A 23,299-nucleotide genomic window follows, 5' to 3' on the forward strand; every position below is an offset into this window, starting at 1 on the left:
TACTATTAGATTTGTTAGAGTGAAGTCAAAAAAGTGATTCCACCTAAAATAACACCAGCTGAATTTGGAATGATTAGTATCCAATCCTTCTTAGGTTCCTTTGTCCATCCATAAATAACCCAGATTAAGCAAGATATAGCAGCTGATAAAGGTTGAAATGGTTGAGCTTTATTTCCCTGTAAATTAGCGATAATTTGAGGTATGTAGGCAATAAATACTATAATTCCAATAAAGGCACCAATAGAACCTACGATTCGATTAATTTTTTGTTTTGTCATATACACCTCCTTCAAAAGGATAACATAGAAATTAGCGAAATGCAATAAATTCAGATACAAATTGTAACGAAAACGAATACAAAAGCACAAAAATAGAGAAACTATTTATTTTTTGTTATAGTCAAAGCGAATGACTTGCTCCTGTGCATCTACATGGGCATGGACGCCAAAGGGGACAATTGCTCTCGGAGTTGCGTGGCCGACATTTAGATTATAGATAATCGGGATATTGCTGTCAATAATATCCAATAGTGCCTCTTTATAGTCGTCATAGAAAGTTTCATCCATAGGTTTTCCGACCAGGAGTCCACTGATGACCTCGAATATACCAGTGTCCTTTAAAGTCCGCAACATCTTTTTGAAGTATTCCGGATCAGGCTTTTCTTCGCTTGTTTCTAGCAAGAGGATCTTTCCTTCCCAGTCTGACAAGTCAGGGAAAAGTTTGTATTCTTGGCAGAGCTCCGTGCTATCTGTGTATCGAGAGTTGTCAAAGATATCATAGAGGGACTCAAGACACCCACCGAGGATTTTTCCCTCGAACTGGGCATTTCCTTGCAACAACTCCAAACCAGTATTTGCATGACTGATACGATGTGTCCCCAGAGCCTTGGGACTAAAATCCGTTCGTTCCTCATACCAAACATTGCTAGGGCGGATTTCTGAAATTCTTCCAGTCTCAATCAATTCTTTAAAGTAGTGAAAGCTATAGGGCAACATCTCCTTGTCTAATTCACAAATGTCTGCTAAGAAGGATTGACCATAAAAAGTCTTGATTCCTAGTTTATGCAACATGAGATGGTTCATGGTTGTATCCGAGAAGCCAAGAAAAATTTTTTGTTTGATAACCTTTTGGAGTTGGTCATTTTCAAAAAGATAAGGTAGTAAGCGATAGGTATCGTCCCCACCGATGGCACATAGGATTATGTCGATGTTATCATCAGAAAAGGCATGAATCAAATCCTCTGCACGAGCTTCAGGATGGTTCTTGATAAAGTCTAATCCTTTTAGCGAATGGGGCAAAAAGATAGGATTGAGTCCCAGGTCCTTGAGACGTTGGACACCCAAGTCCACTTCGTGTTTGACAAAGTCCTCTCCGATAATGCCACTAGATAAACTAACAATACCAATAGTAGAAATCATATCTCATCCTCCTAGAAATAGATTGATACTCTTCGAAAATCTCTTCAAACCACGTCAGCTTTGCCTTGACGTATGTATGGTTACTGACTNNTCAAAGCAGTGCTTTGAGCAACCTGCGGCTAACTTCCTAGTTTGCTCTTTGATTTTCATTGAGTATGAGCCTATTTTATCACAAAAGATTAGATAGAGCTATGTGGGATTTCAGAAGAATGCTTTTAAATCAAGAAAGTAGTGAAAAAGCAACCGCACCTGCAGTTGCTTTTATGATTCTTCTTAATAACGTGTTGGTCCTGCACTTGCGCTGCGGATGTTCAAGCGTTTCTTGAGATAGAAGCGAAGGGCTAGGAGGGCTACTCCGATAATAGCCAGCGGCACTGGAGCAAGTACTGGGTTAAGGCTAGCTGGTAGGAAGCTTGTTGCAAAGAAGACAAGCAACCAAAGGAACATAGAAGCTAGGATAACCAGTACAGATTTCCAGAAAGGTGGGCGTTGACTGCGGTCCATATCTGGTCCATAGTATTGGTAAACGAAGTAGTACATCAAGTAGAAGGCAAATCCACCAACCAGTCCAACTAGCAGGAGGGTAATCAAACCGTAACCGATAGCCTGATCTGCTGAGAAGAAGGTTGTGAGGGCGCTGACGAGGGCGAAGAGGCTAGTGATGAAAAGGGCTGAGTCCATAATCATGAGTTTTGGATCATCATTTTCTTTTGGATGCTCTTTTTCATATTGCTCCTTGACAGTGAAGCTGTGAACCCAGTGAGTTGGTGCACCGTAGAGGGAACGAGCAGTAGTGCCTTTGGCTTGCTCTTCAAGGATTTGGGGAATAACTTCCTCAAAAATAGCCTTAATTTCAGCATCTGTTTTTCCATCTTTGATGAATTGTTGGGTAGCGATGTGGACAAATTCTTGGTTTTTCTTAGTTAATTTTTGTAGATCAATCTGAGACATAGGAACTCCTCTTAGAACCATTTTTTATGGATGAGATAGAGAGTGAGCGAGACACTCATAGCAAAGGCGATAAAGACGATTAACCAGAAGGCATTTGGCTCTCCGTTTAGGGGGATTTCATTATCCTTAAAGTTCATCCCGTAGGCAGAAAAGACCATGGTTGGGATGGACATAACGATGGTCACAAGGGCCAAGGTTTTCATGATGTTGTTCTGGTTGTTAGAAATGATAGAGGCGAAGGTCTCTGTCATAGAATGCAAGACGTTTCCATAAATATCTGCCATCTCGATGGCCTGTTGAGTTTCAATCAGGGTATCTTCAAGCAGGTCTTCGTCTTCAAGGTATTTCTTGATATTGCTGGTTGAGCTGGTCAATTTTTTAATCACACGCTCATTTGTTTTGAGGGAAGCCTTGAAATAGACGATGGTTTTTTCCAATTCCATGAGCTCAATCAATTCTTCATTACGAGTTGATTGATGCAGTTGACTTTCGATTTGTTCACTCTTGCGGTCAATCGAACGAAGGGCTGTTAGGTAAAGTTCTGCATTGCGATAGAGAATCTGGAAGATGAAACGCGAACGCATGAAGGTGTAGAAATTACGCAATCGACGGTTGATAAAGACATCGAGGACCGGTAATGGTTCCAAACACGTAGTGATAATGGTTTCCTCGGTGATGATAATACCAAGCGGGATGGTTACGTAGTAGGTGCGGTTATTTCTTTCTTCTGTGACCGGCACGTCAACGATAATCAGGGTGTACTCGTCTTCAATCGTAATACGAGACATTTCTTCCGCATCGAGCGGTGCTCGAAGGTCGGCAATATCAATATCGAAGGCGTTAGCGATTTCGAGTGATTCATTTTGAGTCGGATTGACGAGATTGATCCAAGTACCCGGTTCAAGCGTATCGATCTCTTTAAATTCAGTTGTTGTAGAGAGAAAAACTTGTTTCATATCCCTTATCCTTTCTCATTTTTCATATTTTTTCACACCGTACTATTATACTATAAAATCGGCCTTTTTCAAAATAAATCTAACAAAAATCCTGTTGCTATTGGATTTTTACTTTGTCTTGAAATGTTGATTTTAAAATTTGCTCCCCTTTTTGCTCCCCCTATAGTGCTTTTAGTGCAGTTTCGTAGAATGAGACTGCTTTTTTTGCGTTCTCTTTTGAGAGGTGGCTATATATATCCATGGTCATTGATAAAGTGGAATGACCTAGGCGGTACTGGAGTTCCTTGTATGGTATTCCAGAGTTAAGCAAGAGACTAGCGTGAGTGTGACGGAATCCGTGAAATCCAATGTTAGGAACATCAGCACGCTTAAAATGTGTTTGCAATCTTCTTTTAAGTCTTGAACTGCTAGGATACTCATGAATGAAATCAGAAAATACTACACTTTCACGTTGCCCTATCTTCCAGGCCTCTTTAGTTTGGCGTAGTTTGTACTGTTTTAGCATGCTAACAGTCGCTTGATCTATATCTATATCCCGATAACTAGTCTTAGATTTTGGGCTATTGATTTCTAAATCCCGATTTAGTGTTTTGGTAACATGTACCACGGCATTATCTAAATCTATATCAGACCAGGAAAGAGCTAAAGCTTCATTGATACGGCAACCAGTAGCCAATAGGAACTTATAGAGCGTTGTCTCATAGTAGTAACGATATCTATCGCTATCTAAATTATCGAGATAACCAAGAAACTTTTTTAGTTCTTGATTTTCAAAGTGTTTTACCTTTCGGCGCTTTGCTTTCTGAGTGTTGCGAGGTAAAACAACATCACGCGCAGGATTAGACGGTATAGCTTGCATGGTTACGCCATACTGTAAGATACGTTTATTTAAAGCGTGTATCTTGTCATAGTGTAGAAAAGCCCCCTTTTCCCCTCTATTAGTCTTGTCAGCAAGTTCGTTGATAATTGACTGGATAAGTGGAGTAGTGAGTTTATCGAGCTTGTAAGCCCCGAAAATGGGCAATATATGATTATCGATTAACTTTCTAACATTGCCTTGAGTGTTTGGCTTAACCGTATTCTTATAACTTTCTAACCAGAGATTGGCTAATTCTTGATAGTTTTTTATGGTGCTAGCCTTTTGTCTAGTAGATCCTGTTTTTTGAAAAGCTATTTTTTCTTGAGTAGCTTTCTGCTTAACTTCTTTTTGTGTCCGCCCCGTTACCTTAGTTTTAACTTTCTTTCCTGTTACCTGGTCAACTCCTAGATATACATTAGCACGATAGACTTTACTACCGTCTTTTTTTATAACTTCAGTTATTTTCATGATTTAAACCTTTCTAAAATACATCAGCAGGCAAGCTATTATCAAAAAGGTTTTAGATTGTGGTTTATATCATGCTAGGGCTTCACAGATTGCCCTGTATTCAATTTTAAATAGTCAGACGGTAAATAATACCAGAGTAGGAAACAAGGCGGATATGGGGCTATTTATCGGCTAGGCGTTTTAGATTGTCCAGAGCTTTTTGATTGTTTTTGTAAAGTACCTCTAACTGTTCTTTGGCGATTCTATTGAGTTCAGTTAGGCGGTTGCTTTGTGATAGCCCTTGTTTTATCATTTCAGCGTTAAGACTTTGTAAATTATTAAGAACTAATAACTGTTCAATAGTGGCATTATCTCGCTGATTGCCGTCTTTTTCTGGGAAAGCTTTCTTGTATTCTTTGGCAGTCATACCGAACAAGGCAACATTAACCAAGTCAGCTTCAGAGGAGTAAGCGTATGATATTTGAGACGGCTGGAGTGTTGGGACAATATTTTCTTTAATTGCATCAGTTTGTATTGTGTAATTGAGTTTTGAAATATAGCGGTTCACTTGCCAATCTAACTGATTTCTATAGGCCTCTTCTTGTTTAAGCCGTTGATAGTCTTGAATGATGTAGAGTTTGAACTCTGGGGAAATCCAAGAAGCAAACTCAAAGGCTATGTCTGAGTGGGCATATGTTCCACCGTAACGGCCAGCTTTTGAAGTGATACCGATGGCGTTCATTCTTTCTATCCATTGTTTAGAAGTCATTACAAGCCTACCAGGTTCATTTCTAACCGTATGGAATTCCATACGGTTAAAATTTGGGTTATTAATACTTTCCCAAGTTGCTAAAAAATCTATAGTAGCGTAACTACTAAGCCAGTTTGATATGACTATTCTAGGATCTTCGCTATTTTTATATTTAGCTATATCGGTCAAGCTGATATAATCAGTATTATTGGCTAGTAAAGTGATTTCTTTACCGTTTGCGTTGATTTTAACCATGGTAGTCCTTTCTAAAACATTGTAAGTGGTTGATATTTGTTGACATCAATAAAATTAGTAGATATGGGGCTTATATAGGCTTGAAGCACGAACGAACCACGAGAATCCACGCGCTTCAGGATTGTTGAACATTGTGGCGCGTGGGCATGCTATAGGTCGCATTTTAAATTCAAGAGTGGTATAATAATGTTGTAATCATCTTATCGGGAGCGTCCTCTATAGTGTATAGAGAGTTAGCACCATCTGGTTCAATTAGGTTGATTATATTAGTCTTGATTAAAGGTAAGGGTATTGACTTACCTTTTTTTGTTGCTATTCTTCAATTTCGCTCATTTTTGCGCTTTAGTCTGTAAAATTGGCTTTCTATTCTTCAATTTCCCCCGTTTTTGCACAATAGACCATGAAAAGATGGTTGATATTGGCAAATATGGGGGATTTTTATCTATATAGACTTACGACTTTGCTGATGGCGTGATATTAGTCATCGTTATATGATTTATCGAAGAAGATAGTGTATCCGTTATTTTCTAAGAAATCAACAGCTTTAGTAAAGTCTTCATCTGCCACTTTTTCAAATAATTTCTTTTTATTTCCACTGTTTAAATCAGCAGTTAAAAGCATATTGTAAAAATTTTCAATTTCTTCATCGTTTAAAACGATTATATTTGATTTTAAGAACTTAACAAAGTTTCTAAATTTTTTGTTGTTTTGCTTTTCTTTTTTTAATTCAGCTTGATACATTAATTCAGCGAGTAAGTCACCTTCTTCTGTAAAAGCAAAATTCATTGCCTCTGTACCGGACATTTTAGAAATTTTTTGGCCTAATTCTTTTATTAAGCTAGAGTCATCCTCATACCCCAGCAGATACCCAACGCTTACCCCGAAGTAGTCAGCTAGTTGCTGGGCTTTTTCTGGTTTAATTTGGCGTTCCTCGTTTTCCCATCGCAATACGGTGATTTTAGATACAGAAATTTCATCAGCTAATCCTTGTTGGGTTAGCCCTTTTTGTTTTCTCAGTTCTTTCAATCTATTCATAATTTATCACACCTTTCACAGATGATTATATCTGATTTTTATAAAAGTATCAAGAAATGATACAAAAAATTCTAAAAAACAGTTGACAATTAACCGAAATGGATATATAATAAAACGAAAGTTATCCAAATTGGATACCACTCCCTTCAACCTTTCACACTTTCAATCTATTCATGGAGGGGGATTTTTTTAGAAAGGAGCAAATCTATGAGCAAACTACGAGGCTATCGGGTTATGTTAGGACTAACTCAGCAACAAATGGCGGACAAGCTAAAAATTTCTTTGCAGTCGTACAACAACAAAGAATTAGGTAAAACGCCATTCAATGACAAAGAACGCCTAGCGATTAAGTCAATGGTTGCAGAAATCAAATCAGATATAACCATAGATGAACTATTTTATAGCTAGAAAGGAGCAAACCGATGGAACTAGTCTATATGGACGGTAAAAAAGAGCCGTATACTACGAGTGCAATCATAGCTGAATGCGCTGGAATAAAACACCACGCAATACAGGAACACATTAGAAAACAAATTGGACGACTGGAGCAATTTGGAAAGGTGTCATTTAAAATGCGACCTTTACAAAGTGGCCAGAATACCAAGGACTATATTTTGAATGAGCAACAAGCAACCTTGTTAGTTACATTCTTAAAGAATACCGAGCAAGTGGCCAACTTCAAAACCAACCTAGTCAAAGCATTCTTTGAAATGCGTGAGGAACTTTCTAAGTTTCGTATGCAGAGGGCGCTAGAAAAGCCAAAAAGAAAAACCTTGCATGACAGTATTGAGAATTGGGAACAAGCCCCAAAGTACCCGCATAGCACCATGAACAACCTGCTACTAAAAGCAGTAACCGACAGGAACGCTAAGCAGTTAAGGGAAGAACGTGGGGGCTATAATGGCATTGATAGCTTGACCAGTGACGAGCTGGAGCAATACCAAGCATTTGAGGATATGGTAATAGCCATGATTGGCTTGAATATGAGTTATCAGGAAATCAAAGCTATGGCATTCAGAAATAAAAAAACACGCCAAAGAAGCGCGTGATTGCAACAAAAAAGGCTTAGCAATAACCACACCGCAAAGCCTTTCACACTAACACTAAAACGAATTTAACAAAAAGCAGGCAAGCTATTATCAAAGAGGTTTTAGTAAAGATTTATACCTAGATTATAGCATATCTAGGGCATTTTGACCATACGGAGAGCGCTAATTCTTTAAACTGGACACCACTTCCAAGCGTTCGCCAACTTGGGGCAATCGCCCAGCGTTTGGAGTGGTGCCAATCCTGTATAAGAAACGACATTAAAGGCCAACGGAGGAAAATATGATAGCAGATAAATTAGAAGCTATTTCAACAAATTTAGAAGAAATACAAGAAAGTCTTGTAGGGGCTGAAACTGCATTAGCTAAAAGAGAAATCAGTAGGGTATTGAACGACTTGGATGATGTTTACAATGAACTAAACAGTACAGAATATCGTGAAAAACAGCAAACACTTAAGGAACAGAAGGAAAGGATGAAACAGAGAGTAGTTTCTGAGGTAATAGGAGAATTGGAGTGGGAAGAACGCTCATTTTATGGAAATTATTGGGGTAACACTGATTTTATAAAACTGGTTTCTAGATTTGATGGATTTCTTTTCTTAACCACTTATCTAGCAGAATTGACCAAAGAGAATGTTTATCCTATGGATCAAAGTCAATTATTAAATTATGTATGGGAACTTTTAGCAGTTGATATTGCCAAGAAAAAACGAGGTAAAAAAAATCTCTTGGACTTATGGACAAGTTCGATTGGGTACACCCGTGGAATGATGATTCATGAGGAGGGTTAAAATGACACTAGACCTAGACAACATGACACAGGCAGAATTTGATGAAGTAATGGCTGAGATTAAAGCGAAACGCCCAAACCTCTTCCAGTTTATTGCTGATTTTGTAGATAGAAAGGTAAGCACCGAAGAGGTGGACGAGTTCCTGAAGATGGAGCGAACTGATCAAGTGGACTATATCAAGAATTACAAAGCGAGGGCATAACATGAATGAATTAGATTTGACCAACACACAAGCGGTAATCTTTATGGTGGTATCGATTGGCATATTGCTTTATCTAAACCACCGAGACCGCAAAAAAAGCGCCCAATTTGAGCGAGAAAACCAACAGACGATAGAAACACCTAGCGAGGATTTAAACCCTGATTATGGGCGATATATCCAGCTTGCAGGGGTAAGAGTTTACGGAGGAACTGAATGAGTCTATCAGAGAATGACAAACGAGTATTAAGACTAATCAAGGTAGGGGCTGAGAACTCCATAACAGGGGCAGAAATCAGCCTGATCACTAAGCTGGCAGAAAGAACCGTGCAAGATATTATCAGCCGTCTGATCACGCGCTACGGTGTTCCTATCATCGGGGTACGTCATGGGACATTTAGAGGATATTTTATCCCTGCTAACAAAGAGGAGTTACTGGACGGAGCAAAAGCATTCTATAACCAAGTACAGGAAGAACAGAAACGCCTAACCGTCCTTTTAAATGCTGATTTAGAGAGCTACAAGCAACTACTGAAGGGAGCTGATGAATATGTTTAGTCTTAGTAAAGAGAGCGAATATGAGCTAACTCATGGCGTTCTGGAGCTTGTGGAGAATTACCTGGAGGCGCGTGATACAGTCAAACCACGTTTGACAGGGTTAATCTCAGCCCAGGAGGCTATGGACGAGTTAGATATAAAGTACAAGACACTCCAAAAGTGGGAAGATGCTGGGCTAAGACGATACCAGCCCCCACTAGAAGACACTAGGAAAATCTATTATAAAATATCTGACATCTGGAAGTTTATGGGGGTGGAAAATGGCTAGCTTTGAAAGATTCCCCGGACAGAGAAAATCTGTCCGGACTACCAACGGCTACACTTGGAAAAATAGACAATTAACGCTTGAGCAACGAAAAGAGTTACAACAATTAAAGAAACTGAAAAAGAAACGATTGAAAAACCAGAAAGGATAACCAATGACAGAAATTAAAAAACTAGGACAAGTTCCTGCCGAGACAATAGGGCCATCTGCTAGCATTTTGACAGGATTGTTGAGACGCGGGCAAGTATTGGGTATATCGGCGCCAAGAAGATCCTTAAAGACTAGCGTAGTTATTTCCCTAGCTCTATCTTTAGCCCAGGGGAGTAATTGGCTAGAGTGGAAGAGTAAAAGAGCTTTCAACGTCTTGTATATCAATACGAATCATAAAGAAAACGACTGTTTTAGTAAGTTCATGCAGATTGCCCAACTTTTAGAAGTTGAGCAAAAAGATCTTGACAATATTTCTATCTTAACTCTTCCAAAGTCAACGGCCTTAGAAGATTTAGCCAAAGTTGTAAAAGATAAAGTACCAAACAACGCTTTTCAAGTGGTTATTATTGATAGTATTGATAATTTGAAACTACTGCAGTTCGGGGGCTCCTTAGGGGATTATTTGCAACAGATTAACCAACACGTAGGCGGTGGCCTGATCTATACACAAAGTCATAGAGATAGACCGAAAGGGACTACGGAAAGTTCAGACTTTGCCCAGTGGTCAGAGTCCCTAGCTCATTGCGATAGCTTGTTAGAATTTTTCAAGATGGAATTAGATCCCGAATTGTTACGCCTAGAGAGATTAGAAGCTGTCTGGGATTTGGCCAAGAATGTAATAACTACGCACAATAAAAGATATTTTCAGCTAAATGTAACAAATGACTATATCAATTTCAAAAACAAGAGAGCAACAAGCGAGGATTTACGAAACCATATAGAGGTAGCGCTGGAACATTTACCTACTGAACAAACGCGAGAAATTCTACAAAATTTTGATAACATAGATTTGCCATTAAAAACACGAACTTATTGGAGACTTGAAGCGGTCACCTCGGAAGTTGATTATGACGGGGAGAAAAATTTTCTTTTCTACTATCCACAGTTGATAAACGATAAGGAGAAAATATTAGCTTACCACGAACCAGGAATACCATTACCAAAGGATATTAAAGAAAAGGTGTTGGCTAATGAAGAAATTAGAGAAAGAGCGACGAATAAATTAAAATCTATGATAGCAGACTTTGAACAGGTAAATAATAGATTACCAAGAAAATCAGAGCTTTCACGTTTCGCAAAAATTAGTAGACCTAGCTTAGATAAACTAATTGAGGAATCTGATAATAATGTGGTGGTTATAGATGGATTGATACAAGAAAACCCAACTTATTAACAATTCAAAATGTGTAAAGACTTGTAAATTTTACAATGTAAAGACTTGTAAAAAGTTGTAAAAAAAGTGTAAAAATTTTACAAGATTTTACACCTTTACAAACGTAAAATTTACAACTCTTTACAACTCGGTGTAAAAGATGTAAAATAGCGTTTTTTTACATTTGTAAACTAATAAATAATACCTTTAAACCATTGGTTTTATGGGGTTTGTTGGAATATGTAAAGACTTGTAAAGCGTTGTAAAATTTTACAATGTAAACAGGGACAAAATCAGGGACACGACTAGAATAGCCTAGCGTCAATTCTAGTTTGTCCAAGTGTCCGTGAATTGTGGAAGTAAGAACAGGTACAGGAACAGGGGCGATTGAGCTACGCCCCCTGTAACCCTGTAACCCTGTCCTTCAACACTTCCACGGTGCGCGGGTGTAACTTGTAAAGAAATGGAGTAGGTAACTAGTGGTAAAGAAGAGATTAAAAAAACGAGTTATCCAGGATAAGCACTTTTTAGCATTCAAGACAATGCCCTACATGGAAAATATTGGAGAAGTTATTAAGTGGACTGGTGATAACGAACCGATGAGGTATATTTTTGATAAAGCAAGAAAATATCTAGTGTTCGATAAGCTAACCTGTACATGGCAAGGTATGAACTTTGGAAATCCATCTAGGGAATTGCTGTCTAAAACTCCACGATTAAGGCATAGCACAAAAAGGATATACGAGAAGATGGAGGAAAGAAAGTTGGATCTTCTTTCACCACAAGATGGAGAATCTGCTTCTTATATTTCTGACTGGGAAACTTTTAAAAACAGTGAGCTTATTCAGACTTTGAAGCATGAAGACCAACTACTAAAACATTTTGTAATTATAGCCATACAACAGGGATATATTATCCACGATGAACGTAAAAAACTTGTGGGGATTGACTATCGGAGTATAAAAAAAGGAGGAAAAACAACATGAAAATTAAACTATTTTATCAGAAATACAAGTAAAGCCTAGAGGATTTTGAAAGCCGGGTAAATGGTTTTATGGCAGGCGTTGAAGTTATTGACGTGAAATATACAGAGGCAACAGTGGGGAATAGTGAGGATATGGATACACTAACCAGTATGATGGTTCTATACAAATAGCATGAGAGGCTAAACATGGAAATACAAGAAGGCTTTATTTATTTCAAAAGTTATGGTATAATAAAACTGTTAGAGGTTCCAAGGTTTGGGAGTATCACGCTTAAAATACAAGACGGCGAGATTGTCTCCAGCGTGGAATCTAAAACAACAATATTTAAAAAGAATACTGACTGAAAAAATCAGAGGTATAGCATAAAGTAGAGTAATCTATTTTGGCTATGCCTCTTTTGTTTTTGGAAAGATTGGAGGAAAAAGAAATGCCAACATTGCAAGAAGTCAAAAACCAGATGGACAAAGTACGGACTCAATTAGAGATTTTTGATCGCTTTGATGAGGAAATCAAGAAAACCGAAAAAGAAGTTGAGGCTATTAAATCTAAGAAAGCTGAGTTACAAACTTTTGAAGATTTTAAGGCAGTCAATTCTAAAGAGAAATATATTGCTGATATGAAAGCACAAAGAACAAAACTCGAAAAAGAACGAATTGACTCAATAGTGGCAGACGCTAGAAAAATTAATGCGAAAGGTTATTTAGAGACAGCATTAGAACAAGATGAAACAGTGAAACGCCAGCGTCAAGAAATCAAACAGAAATCTATTGAGCTTTTAGAGTTGATTGCAAATTATAACGAAAACTACAAAAACACTGCTAAGAGATTGGCTGATGAGGTAAGAGAAACAGGTATCGAAGAGTTATTTGACCGCCTGAATACATCTCCAGAATATAGTGGAGTAAGTAAGCCTTACATTTACAGTGGTGTAGCTGGTTATATGGGAAACCAGCACCGCTATTTAGATCCGAGTGATGATTTGGCGTATTTTGTGAATCGTATTAACTATTTTGAGGGAGAACAATAATGAAAGATGAACATAAACAACTGTTTCAAGAAATCGAAGAAGAGAAGAGACAAGCTGACTTACTGCAGGGGCTTGCCAAGAACGTAGAAAGTATTTCAAAATCTTACGAAGAGGAAGCTGTAACCCTTGAAGAGTTTAAGGCTATGGGCTACAAGCGTAGACATGAACTATATGAGAAAGATAAAGCCTTGTATGATAAGCTACTGGGCAAAGAAAGACGTGGTTTATTAGGTTTGTGATGTGGAGGGGAGCAATCCCCTTTTTTTACATAAATCAGACAGAATTACACACGAGGTAGGGGAATGGTTAGAAGTTTAAAAGCAAGACTAGAAAAGTTAGAAGAGTATGCTGGAAAGACGGAATATGCAACAACTGATGAATGTATATCTTTATATGTGGATTGTTTAAGATTTGCTTTTCAGCAAGATGAAATAAAGATAGATATGGATGATTTTATTAAAACACCATTTAAAGATATTAAGCTAGCAGACTATAAGAAATCAAAAAAACGTATGGATGAACTTAGGGAAATGACTGGGATAAGTGAGTTTCCAGAATTAGACCAATAAAGTGAGGTGACTAGTATTTGACAGAATTAAGCAGAAAAAAAGAAATATTTATGGCCAATTATCTCATGACTGGGAATGTAAAAAAGCTAGTGAATTAAGTGGAATAACCAGAAGGACGGCTTACAATTACTTGAACGATGTAACTTTTAAGAGGGTTTACCGTGAAAGACGTAGCGAACAACTCAAGGAGTCTACTACGCTGTTACAGAATGCGAGTGTTGAGGCTGTAACCGTATTGAGGGAAATTATGCTAGATGAGACAGTAAGCCCTTACGCTAGACAACAAAGCGCCCAGAGCATTCTAAACATGGCTTATAAGGCGGTTGAAATGGTTGAAGTAGTAGAGCAATTAGAAATATTAGAGGCGAAGATACTAGATGAAGGCGATTAAAAACCGTTTAAATAAGTTGAATAAGTTAGCGGTGGTTGATGAAGTTGATACCGTGTTTTTGACGCAGATTGATACTGGACATTTTGAGGTAAGATATAGGATAGGTGGAAAAAATCCCAAAGATATTATAGAAGTCTATCCGACAAAAGAAGAAGCAGAAAAAGCTATTTCAGAAATTAAAAATACAAAAGGATTGCGGATATTCTGGGACAATATAGGTTTTTGTAATGAATAGAGCTTATCAGTTATCAAGCAGATAAGAGCAATAAAAACCCTCCTTAACTCCCTGAGAAATGACAAGCAGATAAGCAAAGAAATAACTTGCCTTAATTGCTTGCAGAATGACAAGGAAATAAGAGAGATAAAAACATCCCTTAATTGCTTATCAAACCACAAGGAGATATGGGGGGCTATCTCCCTCCCCACGCGCTTCTATGAGCTTCACACCGTCACTGTACATTTTTTCTCACGGGAAAGCATTTGAAGCTAGAGCGAACATAGAGAAAACGCAAATATTACACCAAAAAGGAGAGTCAACTTGACCATTAAAGAAATAGAGGAACAACTAAAAAGAGTAAAGAAAGGGAACGACCTTATCCAGAGACTGCAACTAAAGTACCAAAGTTTAGACAATGGACTATTATCTGGATCCAATCAATTCACTACAAGGGTAAAAACTAGCAAAACCAATACTACTGAGGATAAGATACTTGAAATCTTGGAACAAAAAGATGAGATAGTGGAGCAAATGAGCGCCCTTATAGACGAGCGGATAGCAACAATGAAATTAATAGATCAGCTAGATGAAATTGAAGAATGTTTGGTATTGACAATGATATATGTGAATAACCTACCTATGGCTGAGGTTTGTAAGGAGTTAAATTTTAGCAAAGTACAAATTTACAGAATTAAGAAAAAAGCCATTGAGAACTTGGCCAAGGTTAAAAATGCCAATCGATAAAGAAGAGACAACAAAGCAGGCCTACAGATTTCTGAAAAGCTATCACTCACTGGTTAAATTGAGCCTATACGGTCAAGATGGAGCATTTGAAGCCAAAGCGCTGGAATTGGTGCGCGTGATTGAAGCCTTCAGGGACAATCTGGACGATGTAAGGCGTGATATATTCTCCAATCTCTTTACAAGGCGAACTGGAGAGAGGTTAAAGATATGGCAGTTATACGAGGCATTGGGCATTGATAAGGCTGAGTATGAAAGTCTCAAAGCTGAGATACTGCTAGACTTTGCTAAAAGCTATCGAGACGGTGTATTGTTGATTGAATATTAGGATAGGAAAGTTTATAATGAAGTCATAGCGTAAGAGAAAATACTTAAAATTTTATGTGAAGTGTTTAAATTTGAATTTGGAAGGATTGAATGATATGGTTAAAAAAGATATTTATGATTGGCCAGAAGCCGAAGACGACAATCTGGATGAATTGTTAAAAAAAGCCTATGAACGAAATAAAAACAAAACTGTTGAGGAGTTAGATGACGAATGGGATGAATTTGTCAGGAGTCTAAAACTAGAATCAATTTAATTAAGCACCTAGAGAAATCTAAGTGCTTTTTGATATGAGTTATTTTTGCCTTTTATATACTACGTGGTATAATGAACTTATCAGCAATAAAAAAGCACGTTTGACCGTGCTAGTTTCTTGCCTGCTGAACTCATCGATTGATTGCCCTTTTGTGGGGCTTTTTTGCTCCCCTTTTTGCGTACTTTGGGGGAGCAAGTAGTAAAAAGTAATGTTAGTATTTTTTGTTCAAAAGCGCGTGATATAAGGGTTAGGAAGCCCTAAGGAAACATAAAATAAGAAGTTTTTTATTATACTATAAATTCATCCTTTTGGGTAATAGAATCTCACTTTTTTTGGTATAATGGTAAGCAATAATGGACTAGAAAGAACAAAGATGCAAGATAAAATTGTCATTCATGGGGCGCGTGCCCATAATTTAAAAAATATTGATGTGGAGATTCCACGAGACAAGTTGGTTGTCGTGACCGGCTTGTCAGGTTCAGGGAAATCCAGTCTGGCCTTTGATACCCTCTATGCCGAGGGACAACGGCGCTATGTAGAGAGTTTGTCAGCCTATGCTCGTCAATTCTTGGGAAATATGGAGAAGCCTGATGTAGATGCCATTGATGGTCTGAGCCCAGCTATTTCCATCGACCAGAAAACGACTAGCAAAAACCCTCGCTCGACGGTGGGAACAACGACTGAAATCAACGACTATCTGCGTCTCCTCTACGCGCGTGTGGGGACGCCTTACTGTATCAACGGGCATGGAGCTATCAAGGCCTCTTCTGTGGAGCAAATTGTGGATAAGGTTTTGGAGTTACCTGAACGCCAGCGCCTGCAAATTTTAGCTCCTGTCATCCGCAAGAAAAAAGGTCAACATAAGAGTGTTATTGAGAAGGTTCAGAAAGACGGTTATGTCCGTGTCCGTGTGGATGGGGAAGTCTATGATGTGACCGAAGTGCCAGAGTTGTCTAAGAGCAAGCAACACAATATTGATGTCGTAGTTGACCGTATTGTCATCAAGGAGGGCATTCGTAGCCGTCTCTTTGATTCCATTGAGGCTGCCCTTCGTATCGCAGAAGGTTATGTCATTATCGACACTATGGACGACTCTGAGTTATTGTTCTCTGAGCACTATGCCTGTCCAGTTTGCGGTTTTACTGTCCCAGAGTTAGAGCCACGTCTCTTCTCCTTCAATGCTCCTTTTGGTTCTTGTAGTGAGTGTGACGGCTTGGGCATCAAGCTGGAGGTGGATACTGATTTGGTGGTGCCAGATGCCAGCAAAACGCTACGCGAGGGAGCCTTGGCTCCTTGGAATCCTATCTCATCCAACTACTATCCAAACATGCTAGAGCAGGCTATGACAGCCTTTGGAGTGGATATGGATAAGCCTTTTGAGGACTTGTCAGAAGAAGATAAGAACTTGATTTTCTATGGTTCAGATGGCAAGGAATTCCATTTCCACTATGAAAATGAATTTGGTGGCGTGCGCGATATTGACATTCCGTTTGAAGGAGTTGTCAATAATATCAAGCGTCGTTATCACGAGACAAACAGCGATTACACTCGCACCCAGATGCGCCTCTACATGAATGAGCTGACCTGCGGAACCTGTCACGGTTATCGTCTCAATGACCAGGCCTTGTCTGTCCGTGTGGGCGGCGAGCAAGGGCCACATATCGGAGAAATTTCAGACCTGTCTATCGCAGACCACTTGGAGTTGGTGAGTCAGTTAACCTTGTCTGAAAATGAAGCCATCATCGCCCGTCCCATTCTCAAGGAAATCAAGGACCGCTTGACCTTCCTGAATAACGTGGGTCTCAACTATCTGACCCTATCTCGTTCAGCAGGAACCCTTTCAGGTGGGGAAAGTCAGCGCATTCGCTTGGCGACCCAGATTGGTTCCAACTTATCAGGTGTCCTTTATATCCTGGATGAGCCGTCAATCGGTCTCCACCAGAGGGACAATGACCGCCTGATTGCCAGTCTGAAAAAGATGCGCGATTTAGGTAATACCCTCATCGTGGTGGAACATGACGAAGATACCATGCGTGAGGCGGATTATCTGATTGACGTTGGTCCCGGTGCCGGTGTTTTTGGTGGGGAGATTGTTGCGGCAGGAACCCCTAAGCAAGTGGCTCGCAACAGCAAGTCTATCACAGGTCAGTACTTGTCAGGCAAACGTGCCATTCCAGTGCCAGACGAGCGCCGTACCGGAAATGGTCGTTTTATCGAAGTGACAGGTGCGCGTGAGAACAACCTGCAAAATGTCACAGCTCGCTTTCCACTAGGAAAATTCATCGCGGTGACAGGTGTGTCAGGTTCAGGGAAATCGACCTTAATTAACAGCATCCTCAAAAAAGCCATTGCTCAAAAACTCAACCGCAATTCAGACAAACCTGGTAAGTTTAAAACGATTACAGGGATTGAGCATGTAGACCGCTTGATTGATATTGACCAAAGTCCTATCGGACGAACGCCGAGGTCTAACCCTGCTACCTATACAGGAGTTTTTGACGATATACGTGACCTTTTTGCCCAGACAAATGAAGCCAAGATTCGAGGCTACAAGAAGGGGCGTTTCAGTTTCAATGTCAAGGGTGGTCGCTGTGAAGCCTGCTCAGGTGACGGGATTATCAAGATTGAGATGCACTTCTTGCCAGATGTTTATGTGGCTTGTGAAGTTTGCCACGGGACCCGTTACAACAGTGAAACCCTAGAAGTTCACTATAAGGAAAAGAATATCTCGCAAGTCTTGGATATGACCGTCAACGATGCGGTGGAGTTCTTCCAACACATTCCAAAGATTCAACGTAAACTTCAGACCATCAAGGATGTGGGACTGGGCTATGTGACGCTAGGTCAACCAGCTACCACCCTTTCTGGGGGAGAAGCTCAGCGTATGAAGTTGGCTAGCGAACTTCACAAACGATCGACAGGAAAATCTTTCTACATTCTGGATGAGCCGACGACAGGACTCCATACAGAGGATATCGCTCGCTTGCTTAAAGTCTTGGCTCGCTTTGTTGACGATGGCAATACAGTCCTCGTCATTGAGCACAATCTGGATGTTATCAAGACGGCAGACCATATTATTGACTTGGGACCTGAGGGCGGTGTCGGTGGTGGAACCATCATCGCAACAGGAACTCCAGAAGAAGTAGCGGCCAACGAAGCAAGCTACACAGGACACTATTTGAAAGGAAAGTTACATCATGAATAAACGCGTACAAGCATTTCTAGCTAAAATGCAAGAAAAAGAACTAGATGGTATCATCATCAACAATCTTAAAAACGTCTACTACTTGACTGGTTTTTGGGGGTCAAACGGAACAGTCTTTATCAGCCGTGATCGTCAGGTCTTGGTGACAGACTCTCGCTATATCATTGCGGCCAAGCAAGAAACCAGTGGTTTTGAGATTGTGGCTGACCGTGATGAATTGGCTGTCATTGCGGGTATTGTTAAGGACATGGGCTTGTCTCGAATCGGTTTTGAGGACGAGATTTCAGTCTCTTATTATCACCGTATGCAGGCAGCTTTTGCAGGTTTGGACTTGCTTCCACAGACTCAGTTTGTTGAAGGTCTTCGAATGATTAAGGATGAAGCGGAGATTGCAGCTATTCGCAAGGCTTGTTCTATCTCAGACCAAGCTTTCCGCGATGCGCTTGACTTTATTAAGCCAGGAAAGACTGAAATTGAGATTGCCAACTTCCTTGACTTCCGCATGCGTGAGTTGGGAGCATCTGGCTTGTCTTTTGACACTATCCTAGCCAGCGGTATCAACTCTTCTAAACCCCATGCCCATCCCATGCACAAACCAGTGGAATTGGGAGAAGCCATTACCATGGATTTCGGCTGCCTATATGACCACTATGTCAGTGATATGACACGAACTATCTACTTGGGGCATGTTAGCGACGAGCAGGCAGAGATTTACAATACGGTTTTGAAAGCCAACCAAGCCTTGATTGACCAGGCTAAGGCTGGCTTAGGTTTCCGTGACTTTGACAAAATTCCTCGTGATATTATCATCGAGGCAGGCTATGGCGACTACTTTACCCACGGTATTGGACACGGTATTGGACTGGATATCCATGAAGAGCCTTACTTTAGCCAAACTTCTACAGAAACTATTAAGGCAGGTATGGCATTGACAGATGAGCCAGGTATCTATATCGAAGGCAAATATGGCGTTCGTATCGAGGATGATATTCTGATTACAGAGACAGGTTGTGAATTATTGACCCTTGCTCCAAAAGAGTTGATAGTTATTTAAGAGTTAAACAACTCAAATGATTGACTTTTAAATTTTAAAGGTTTATACTGAAAGACGAAAACGGTAGGTGAGGCTACCATAGGGATACGGATGACTACCGCAAAGCAGTGGAGACACTACTCGTTGGTCAACAGTCCTGGTCGCGAAGGCCAAGACTAAGCTCATTACATTGCCCTATGGAGTTAAAGCTTGAACGAAAAACAGATAATTAGTTTTTTAATCCTGCCATTTTATGGTGGGATTTTCTACTGTTTAAATCAAAGAAAGGAGATAAACGATGCAAATTGACGATCATCCGGAACCGCACATACACAGCCAATCGCTGATTTGTGTCGTTCTGTCCTTATAAAGTGATTGGTCTCTGTGTATGAAACACATCATTCATACAGATAGGAGAAACCAATGAAAACTACAAAAGAAAGATTAGCAACAGCTATTCATACATCTTTAAACGAAACTCTATCTTTTTATAAGACAAGTCTAACAGGCTTGACTGAGGAGCAGGTGGAGAAAAATCGTGACCTATATGGCGAAAATACCATCACAAAGGGTCAAGAAGACAGTATCCTCAAAAAGATTTACGAATCCATTATCAATCCTTTTACGATTATCTTACTGGTCATCGCCGTGATTTCCTTGGTGACCAATGTCTGGTTGGCAAAACCAGGTCAAGAGGATCCGACGACTTCTATTATCATCGTTGTCCTAGTCCTCATTTCTGGTGGCATACGCTTTGTCCAAGAACTCCGTAGTGATAAGGCTGCGACCAATCTATCAAAAATGATTGTCAACACAGCGACTGTCATTCGTCAAGGAGAAATTCAAGAAGTACCTATCGATGATTTGGTAGTGGGTGACGTGGTTAAATTAAGCGCTGGAGACATGATTCCAGCAGATCTTCTTTTATTTGAGTCGCGCGATTTCTTTGTACAACAGTCGGGCTTGACAGGTGAAAGTGAATCGGTTGAAAAATTGGCCTTGACCAAGGCAACAGTTCAACAATCTGATAGTCTGCTAGAAGCAGAAGCGCTCTCCTTTATGGGAACCAATGTCTTGTCTGGTAGTGCCAAGGCCGTGGTTTTAGCAGTTGGTGATGATACCATGATGGGGGCCATTGAGCAGACTTTGAACACCTATGATGAGCCTACTTCGTTTGAACGGGAGATGAATAGTATTTCGTGGCTCTTGATTCGTTTGATGCTGGTCATGGTGCCTATCGTTTTCTTGTCCAATGGTTTAACAGATGGAGATTGGTTAGAAGCTGGCGTATTTGCTTTGAGTGTTGGTGTTGGATTGACACCTGAGATGCTTCCTATGATTATCACGGCCAGTCTAGCAAAGGGCTCCATCATTATGGCCAAGGAAAAAGTGGTTATCAAGAAACTCAATGCCATACAGGACTTAGGGGCGATTGATATTTTGTGTACAGATAAGACAGGAACTCTAACCCAAGACGAAATTGTCCTTGAATATCCCTTGGACATCCACGGACGCTTGGATTTGACCGTCTTGAGACGAGCTTATCTCAATTCTTATTTTCAAACGGGCTTGAAAAATTTGATGGACAGAGCCATCATCAAACGGACTGAAAAGGAAGCCAAAGAACACACCCTCTTACAAAATCTGGATCAAACTTTTCAAAAAATAGATGAGCTTCCCTTTGATTTTGAACGTAGACGGATGAGTGTTATCGTTAAGGATGAACACGAAGTTGTTAGTTTGGTAACCAAGGGTGCCCTAGAGGAAATGTTGACGATTTCCAGTTATGCGGAATACCAAGGAGAGATTACTCCCTTGACAGATGTTATTAGAGAAGAAATTTTAGCAGAAGTCAGACAACTAAATCAACAAGGTTTGCGTGTCTTGGGAGTGGCCTATAAGTCAGGTTTGAGGGAAGGCCATGCCTATACAGTTGATGATGAAGGGGAGATGATTCTAACTGGTTATTTAGCCTTCCTAGATCCTCCTAAACCATCTGCAGCACCAGCAATTAAGGCTCTATTAGAACATGGAGTTCAAACAAAAATTTTGACGGGAGACAACGAAAAAGTTACCCAAGCAGTCTGTGAAAAGGTTGGTTTGGATATCAATCAGATGCTGTTAGGATCTGAAATCGATCAGATGAGTGATCAAGAATTGGCTCAAGCCGTGGAGGAGGTAACCGTCTTTGCCAAGCTTTCACCTGACCAAAAAGCAAGGATTATTTTGCAATTTAAGGCTAATGGTCATGCTGTAGGCTATATGGGAGATGGGATCAATGATGCTCCTTCTATGAAAGTTGCAGATGTGGGAATTTCTGTTGATACAGCAGTAGATATTGCCAAAGAAACAGCTGATGTTATCCTACTTGATAAGGATCTCATGGTGCTTGAAAAAGGACTTGTTGAAGGGCGTAAGGTCTATGCCAATATGACCAAATATATCAAAATGACAGTGAGTTCTAATTTTGGAAATATCTTATCCCTATTGGTCTCTGGAATCTTTTTGCCATTTTTACCAATGGCACCAGTCCATTTGATTATCCTAAATCTAGTCTATGATTTGTCTTGTATTGCCTTGCCTTTTGACAAGGTGGATAAAGATTTTTTGAGAAATCCGCATACCTGGGAAGCTAAGTCCATCACACGTTTCATGATTTGGATGGGGCCTATATCTTCTGCCTTTGATATTTTGACCTTTATTTTGCTCTATTTTATCATTGTACCCATGACGACAGGTCAAGTTTATGTTCATGGGGCAGAGTCTGCCGTAGGATTTATTGTCTTGTTTCAGACAGGTTGGTTTATCGAGTCCATGTGGTCACAGACCATGGTTATTCATATGCTGCGTTCAGCTAAAATTCCCTTTTTACAAAGTCGTCCGGCTTGGCTAGTCCTTGTGACAACCTTATTGGCTGCAGCCTTTGTGACCTTCCTTCCCTACAGTCCACTCGCAATCCTACTTCATCTAACTCCTTTAAAACCGATTTATTTCATCTTTTTACTTTTCATCATTATTTTGTATATGATTAGCGTGACAATTGTGAAAAAAATTTATATCAAGAAATATCAAGAATGGCTGTAAATTTTATTTTGTCAAGAAAAAAGTACGAAAATGACGAAAAAAGTCAAAAAAATTTAAAAATAGGTCGCAAGTCGGATGTTTTTTATGGTATAATAGACTAAACTGATAGTAACATGTAGCGAAAGGGGTAGGTACATGATTAAAATTTATACAGTCTCAAGTTGTACTAGCTGTAAAAAAGCAAAAACCTGGCTCAATGCCCACCAGTTAAGTTATAAAGAACAAAACCTTGGTAAAGAAGGAATTACGAGAGAAGAATTACTGGATATTCTAACCAAAACAGATAACGGAATAGCCAGCATCGTTTCGTCTAAAAATCGCTATGCCAAAGCCCTTGGAGTGGATATTGAAGATTTGAGTGTCAATGAAGTCCTTAATCTGATTATGGAAACACCGAGAATTTTAAAGAGCCCAATCCTTGTGGATGAAAAACGCCTGCAAGTTGGCTATAAGGAAGACGATATTCGTGCCTTCCTACCACGCTCTGTCCGTAATGTAGAAAATGCAGAAGCACGTTTGCGTGCAGCTCTATAAACATCAAGGCTGGGAGCAATTCCCAGTCTTATTCT

General features: G+C 39.7%; 30 protein-coding genes and 1 riboswitch. Of the genes, 23 read left to right on the top strand and 7 right to left on the bottom strand.

Annotated features, from left to right (window positions below):
* Nucleotides 1-14 precede the first annotated feature (14 nt).
* The 7 genes from HT698_RS06425 to HT698_RS10330 form a co-directional block, all read right to left on the bottom strand.
* A complete protein-coding gene (locus HT698_RS06425; protein ID WP_000166114.1) occupies nucleotides 15-278 on the bottom strand; it encodes a SemiSWEET family transporter in 264 nt (87 codons plus the stop codon).
* Nucleotides 279-383: 105 nt separating this feature from the next.
* Nucleotides 384-1,418, bottom strand: a complete 1,035-nt coding sequence (locus HT698_RS06430; RefSeq protein ID WP_173219194.1) for a S66 peptidase family protein — start codon at nucleotides 1,416-1,418, stop codon at nucleotides 384-386.
* 273 nt (nucleotides 1,419-1,691) lie between these two features.
* Entirely contained in the window at nucleotides 1,692-2,369 is a 678-nt protein-coding gene (locus HT698_RS06435) for a DUF1129 domain-containing protein (RefSeq protein ID WP_173219197.1), read from the bottom strand.
* Nucleotides 2,370-2,380: 11 nt separating this feature from the next.
* The gene (locus HT698_RS06440; RefSeq protein WP_000815623.1) at nucleotides 2,381-3,325 is read right to left on the bottom strand and encodes a magnesium transporter CorA family protein; all 945 of its coding nucleotides are present in this window, start codon (nucleotides 3,323-3,325) and stop codon (nucleotides 2,381-2,383) included.
* A gap of 160 nt (nucleotides 3,326-3,485) precedes the next feature.
* Nucleotides 3,486-4,652: a site-specific integrase gene (locus HT698_RS06445; protein WP_173219200.1), complete on the bottom strand. Its 1,167-nt coding sequence runs from the start codon at nucleotides 4,650-4,652 to the stop codon at nucleotides 3,486-3,488.
* A gap of 160 nt (nucleotides 4,653-4,812) precedes the next feature.
* Nucleotides 4,813-5,637, bottom strand: a complete 825-nt coding sequence (locus tag HT698_RS06450) for a KilA-N domain-containing protein (RefSeq protein WP_078748291.1) — start codon at nucleotides 5,635-5,637, stop codon at nucleotides 4,813-4,815.
* A gap of 477 nt (nucleotides 5,638-6,114) precedes the next feature.
* Entirely contained in the window at nucleotides 6,115-6,672 is a 558-nt protein-coding gene (locus HT698_RS10330) for a helix-turn-helix domain-containing protein (RefSeq protein WP_240147153.1), read from the bottom strand.
* A gap of 207 nt (nucleotides 6,673-6,879) precedes the next feature.
* Between HT698_RS10330 and HT698_RS06460 the strand changes: the two genes are divergently transcribed.
* From HT698_RS06460 to spx, 23 genes are all read left to right on the top strand, one after another.
* A complete protein-coding gene (locus tag HT698_RS06460) occupies nucleotides 6,880-7,080 on the top strand; it encodes a helix-turn-helix domain-containing protein (RefSeq protein ID WP_000040966.1) in 201 nt (66 codons plus the stop codon).
* Nucleotides 7,081-7,094: 14 nt separating this feature from the next.
* A complete protein-coding gene (locus HT698_RS06465; RefSeq protein WP_173219203.1) occupies nucleotides 7,095-7,721 on the top strand; it encodes a Rha family transcriptional regulator in 627 nt (208 codons plus the stop codon).
* A gap of 280 nt (nucleotides 7,722-8,001) precedes the next feature.
* Nucleotides 8,002-8,511 carry a hypothetical protein gene (locus HT698_RS06470; protein ID WP_173219205.1) on the top strand — a complete coding sequence of 170 codons (510 nt, stop codon included), beginning with the start codon at nucleotides 8,002-8,004 and terminating at the stop codon, nucleotides 8,509-8,511.
* A gap of 1 nt (nucleotide 8,512) precedes the next feature.
* The gene (locus HT698_RS06475) at nucleotides 8,513-8,713 is read left to right on the top strand and encodes a hypothetical protein (RefSeq protein ID WP_173219208.1); all 201 of its coding nucleotides are present in this window, start codon (nucleotides 8,513-8,515) and stop codon (nucleotides 8,711-8,713) included.
* A 1-nt stretch (nucleotide 8,714) separates the two neighbouring features.
* Nucleotides 8,715-8,930: a hypothetical protein gene (locus tag HT698_RS06480; RefSeq protein WP_173219211.1), complete on the top strand. Its 216-nt coding sequence runs from the start codon at nucleotides 8,715-8,717 to the stop codon at nucleotides 8,928-8,930.
* Complete coding sequence (locus tag HT698_RS06485) at nucleotides 8,927-9,268, top strand: DNA-binding protein (protein WP_173219213.1); 342 nt, start codon at nucleotides 8,927-8,929, stop codon at nucleotides 9,266-9,268. Before HT698_RS06480 ends, HT698_RS06485 begins: the two co-directional genes overlap by 4 nt.
* A complete protein-coding gene (locus HT698_RS06490) occupies nucleotides 9,261-9,536 on the top strand; it encodes an XRE family transcriptional regulator (protein ID WP_173219216.1) in 276 nt (91 codons plus the stop codon). Before HT698_RS06485 ends, HT698_RS06490 begins: the two co-directional genes overlap by 8 nt.
* The gene (locus tag HT698_RS06495; RefSeq protein ID WP_173219219.1) at nucleotides 9,529-9,684 is read left to right on the top strand and encodes a hypothetical protein; all 156 of its coding nucleotides are present in this window, start codon (nucleotides 9,529-9,531) and stop codon (nucleotides 9,682-9,684) included. The genes HT698_RS06490 and HT698_RS06495 overlap by 8 nt, the downstream gene beginning before the upstream one ends.
* A 3-nt stretch (nucleotides 9,685-9,687) precedes the next feature.
* Nucleotides 9,688-10,917, top strand: coding sequence for an AAA family ATPase (locus tag HT698_RS06500; RefSeq protein WP_173219222.1), 1,230 nt, complete (start codon nucleotides 9,688-9,690; stop codon nucleotides 10,915-10,917).
* A gap of 458 nt (nucleotides 10,918-11,375) precedes the next feature.
* The gene (locus HT698_RS06505) at nucleotides 11,376-11,882 is read left to right on the top strand and encodes a hypothetical protein (RefSeq protein ID WP_173219225.1); all 507 of its coding nucleotides are present in this window, start codon (nucleotides 11,376-11,378) and stop codon (nucleotides 11,880-11,882) included.
* 185 nt (nucleotides 11,883-12,067) lie between these two features.
* Nucleotides 12,068-12,226 (top strand): DUF2292 domain-containing protein, encoded by a 159-nt coding sequence (locus HT698_RS06510; protein WP_080710203.1) that lies wholly within the window; start codon nucleotides 12,068-12,070, stop codon nucleotides 12,224-12,226.
* A gap of 83 nt (nucleotides 12,227-12,309) precedes the next feature.
* Nucleotides 12,310-12,909, top strand: coding sequence for a hypothetical protein (locus tag HT698_RS06515; RefSeq protein WP_240147154.1), 600 nt, complete (start codon nucleotides 12,310-12,312; stop codon nucleotides 12,907-12,909).
* Nucleotides 12,909-13,148 carry a hypothetical protein gene (locus tag HT698_RS06520; protein WP_023935898.1) on the top strand — a complete coding sequence of 80 codons (240 nt, stop codon included), beginning with the start codon at nucleotides 12,909-12,911 and terminating at the stop codon, nucleotides 13,146-13,148. The genes HT698_RS06515 and HT698_RS06520 overlap by 1 nt, the downstream gene beginning before the upstream one ends.
* Before the next feature lie 63 nt (nucleotides 13,149-13,211).
* Nucleotides 13,212-13,478: a hypothetical protein gene (locus tag HT698_RS06525; RefSeq protein ID WP_023935896.1), complete on the top strand. Its 267-nt coding sequence runs from the start codon at nucleotides 13,212-13,214 to the stop codon at nucleotides 13,476-13,478.
* A 130-nt stretch (nucleotides 13,479-13,608) separates the two neighbouring features.
* Complete coding sequence (locus tag HT698_RS06530) at nucleotides 13,609-13,869, top strand: replication protein (protein WP_240147155.1); 261 nt, start codon at nucleotides 13,609-13,611, stop codon at nucleotides 13,867-13,869.
* On the top strand, nucleotides 13,856-14,104 hold the full coding sequence (locus tag HT698_RS06535; protein ID WP_173219231.1) for a hypothetical protein: 249 nt from the start codon (nucleotides 13,856-13,858) through the stop codon (nucleotides 14,102-14,104). The genes HT698_RS06530 and HT698_RS06535 overlap by 14 nt, the downstream gene beginning before the upstream one ends.
* Nucleotides 14,105-14,407: 303 nt before the next feature.
* The gene (locus tag HT698_RS06540) at nucleotides 14,408-14,830 is read left to right on the top strand and encodes a DUF1492 domain-containing protein (RefSeq protein ID WP_173219234.1); all 423 of its coding nucleotides are present in this window, start codon (nucleotides 14,408-14,410) and stop codon (nucleotides 14,828-14,830) included.
* Nucleotides 14,817-15,155, top strand: a complete 339-nt coding sequence (locus HT698_RS06545) for a hypothetical protein (RefSeq protein WP_173219237.1) — start codon at nucleotides 14,817-14,819, stop codon at nucleotides 15,153-15,155. The genes HT698_RS06540 and HT698_RS06545 overlap by 14 nt, the downstream gene beginning before the upstream one ends.
* A 94-nt stretch (nucleotides 15,156-15,249) precedes the next feature.
* Entirely contained in the window at nucleotides 15,250-15,408 is a 159-nt protein-coding gene (locus tag HT698_RS06550; protein ID WP_173219240.1) for a hypothetical protein, read from the top strand.
* A 373-nt stretch (nucleotides 15,409-15,781) separates the two neighbouring features.
* On the top strand, nucleotides 15,782-18,613 hold the full coding sequence (gene uvrA, locus HT698_RS06555; RefSeq protein ID WP_173219243.1) for an excinuclease ABC subunit UvrA: 2,832 nt from the start codon (nucleotides 15,782-15,784) through the stop codon (nucleotides 18,611-18,613).
* Nucleotides 18,606-19,667, top strand: coding sequence for a Xaa-Pro peptidase family protein (locus HT698_RS06560; RefSeq protein WP_049493919.1), 1,062 nt, complete (start codon nucleotides 18,606-18,608; stop codon nucleotides 19,665-19,667). Before uvrA ends, HT698_RS06560 begins: the two co-directional genes overlap by 8 nt.
* A gap of 57 nt (nucleotides 19,668-19,724) precedes the next feature.
* Nucleotides 19,725-19,875: riboswitch (M-box (ykoK) riboswitch) on the top strand.
* Between the two features lie 194 nt (nucleotides 19,876-20,069).
* Nucleotides 20,070-22,730: a magnesium-translocating P-type ATPase gene (mgtA, locus tag HT698_RS06565; RefSeq protein ID WP_173219246.1), complete on the top strand. Its 2,661-nt coding sequence runs from the start codon at nucleotides 20,070-20,072 to the stop codon at nucleotides 22,728-22,730.
* A gap of 135 nt (nucleotides 22,731-22,865) precedes the next feature.
* Complete coding sequence (gene spx, locus HT698_RS06570) at nucleotides 22,866-23,264, top strand: transcriptional regulator Spx (protein WP_000591165.1); 399 nt, start codon at nucleotides 22,866-22,868, stop codon at nucleotides 23,262-23,264.
* The last annotated feature ends 35 nt before the right edge of the window (nucleotides 23,265-23,299 follow it).

Origin of the sequence: Streptococcus sp. 3109, from assembly GCF_013276905.1 — a bacterium.
Classification (GTDB): Bacteria; Bacillota; Bacilli; order Lactobacillales; family Streptococcaceae; genus Streptococcus.

Excerpts from the sequence above, each read along its gene's own strand:
- HT698_RS06425 (WP_000166114.1), bottom strand. The coding sequence starts at position 278 with ATGACAAAACAAAAAATTAATCGAATCGTAGGTTCTATTGGTGCCTTT.
- HT698_RS06430 (WP_173219194.1), bottom strand. The coding sequence starts at position 1,418 with ATGATTTCTACTATTGGTATTGTTAGTTTATCTAGTGGCATTATCGGA.
- HT698_RS06435 (WP_173219197.1), bottom strand. The coding sequence starts at position 2,369 with ATGTCTCAGATTGATCTACAAAAATTAACTAAGAAAAACCAAGAATTT.
- HT698_RS06440 (WP_000815623.1), bottom strand. The coding sequence starts at position 3,325 with ATGAAACAAGTTTTTCTCTCTACAACAACTGAATTTAAAGAGATCGAT.
- HT698_RS06445 (WP_173219200.1), bottom strand. The coding sequence starts at position 4,652 with ATGAAAATAACTGAAGTTATAAAAAAAGACGGTAGTAAAGTCTATCGT.
- HT698_RS06450 (WP_078748291.1), bottom strand. The coding sequence starts at position 5,637 with ATGGTTAAAATCAACGCAAACGGTAAAGAAATCACTTTACTAGCCAAT.
- HT698_RS10330 (WP_240147153.1), bottom strand. The coding sequence starts at position 6,672 with ATGAATAGATTGAAAGAACTGAGAAAACAAAAAGGGCTAACCCAACAA.
- HT698_RS06460 (WP_000040966.1), top strand. The coding sequence starts at position 6,880 with ATGAGCAAACTACGAGGCTATCGGGTTATGTTAGGACTAACTCAGCAA.
- HT698_RS06465 (WP_173219203.1), top strand. The coding sequence starts at position 7,095 with ATGGAACTAGTCTATATGGACGGTAAAAAAGAGCCGTATACTACGAGT.
- HT698_RS06470 (WP_173219205.1), top strand. The coding sequence starts at position 8,002 with ATGATAGCAGATAAATTAGAAGCTATTTCAACAAATTTAGAAGAAATA.
- HT698_RS06475 (WP_173219208.1), top strand. The coding sequence starts at position 8,513 with ATGACACTAGACCTAGACAACATGACACAGGCAGAATTTGATGAAGTA.
- HT698_RS06480 (WP_173219211.1), top strand. The coding sequence starts at position 8,715 with ATGAATGAATTAGATTTGACCAACACACAAGCGGTAATCTTTATGGTG.
- HT698_RS06485 (WP_173219213.1), top strand. The coding sequence starts at position 8,927 with ATGAGTCTATCAGAGAATGACAAACGAGTATTAAGACTAATCAAGGTA.
- HT698_RS06490 (WP_173219216.1), top strand. The coding sequence starts at position 9,261 with ATGTTTAGTCTTAGTAAAGAGAGCGAATATGAGCTAACTCATGGCGTT.
- HT698_RS06495 (WP_173219219.1), top strand. The coding sequence starts at position 9,529 with ATGGCTAGCTTTGAAAGATTCCCCGGACAGAGAAAATCTGTCCGGACT.
- HT698_RS06500 (WP_173219222.1), top strand. The coding sequence starts at position 9,688 with ATGACAGAAATTAAAAAACTAGGACAAGTTCCTGCCGAGACAATAGGG.
- HT698_RS06510 (WP_080710203.1), top strand. The coding sequence starts at position 12,068 with ATGGAAATACAAGAAGGCTTTATTTATTTCAAAAGTTATGGTATAATA.
- HT698_RS06515 (WP_240147154.1), top strand. The coding sequence starts at position 12,310 with ATGCCAACATTGCAAGAAGTCAAAAACCAGATGGACAAAGTACGGACT.
- HT698_RS06520 (WP_023935898.1), top strand. The coding sequence starts at position 12,909 with ATGAAAGATGAACATAAACAACTGTTTCAAGAAATCGAAGAAGAGAAG.
- HT698_RS06525 (WP_023935896.1), top strand. The coding sequence starts at position 13,212 with ATGGTTAGAAGTTTAAAAGCAAGACTAGAAAAGTTAGAAGAGTATGCT.
- HT698_RS06535 (WP_173219231.1), top strand. The coding sequence starts at position 13,856 with ATGAAGGCGATTAAAAACCGTTTAAATAAGTTGAATAAGTTAGCGGTG.
- HT698_RS06545 (WP_173219237.1), top strand. The coding sequence starts at position 14,817 with ATGCCAATCGATAAAGAAGAGACAACAAAGCAGGCCTACAGATTTCTG.
- HT698_RS06550 (WP_173219240.1), top strand. The coding sequence starts at position 15,250 with ATGGTTAAAAAAGATATTTATGATTGGCCAGAAGCCGAAGACGACAAT.
- uvrA (WP_173219243.1), top strand. The coding sequence starts at position 15,782 with ATGCAAGATAAAATTGTCATTCATGGGGCGCGTGCCCATAATTTAAAA.
- HT698_RS06560 (WP_049493919.1), top strand. The coding sequence starts at position 18,606 with ATGAATAAACGCGTACAAGCATTTCTAGCTAAAATGCAAGAAAAAGAA.
- mgtA (WP_173219246.1), top strand. The coding sequence starts at position 20,070 with ATGAAAACTACAAAAGAAAGATTAGCAACAGCTATTCATACATCTTTA.
- spx (WP_000591165.1), top strand. The coding sequence starts at position 22,866 with ATGATTAAAATTTATACAGTCTCAAGTTGTACTAGCTGTAAAAAAGCA.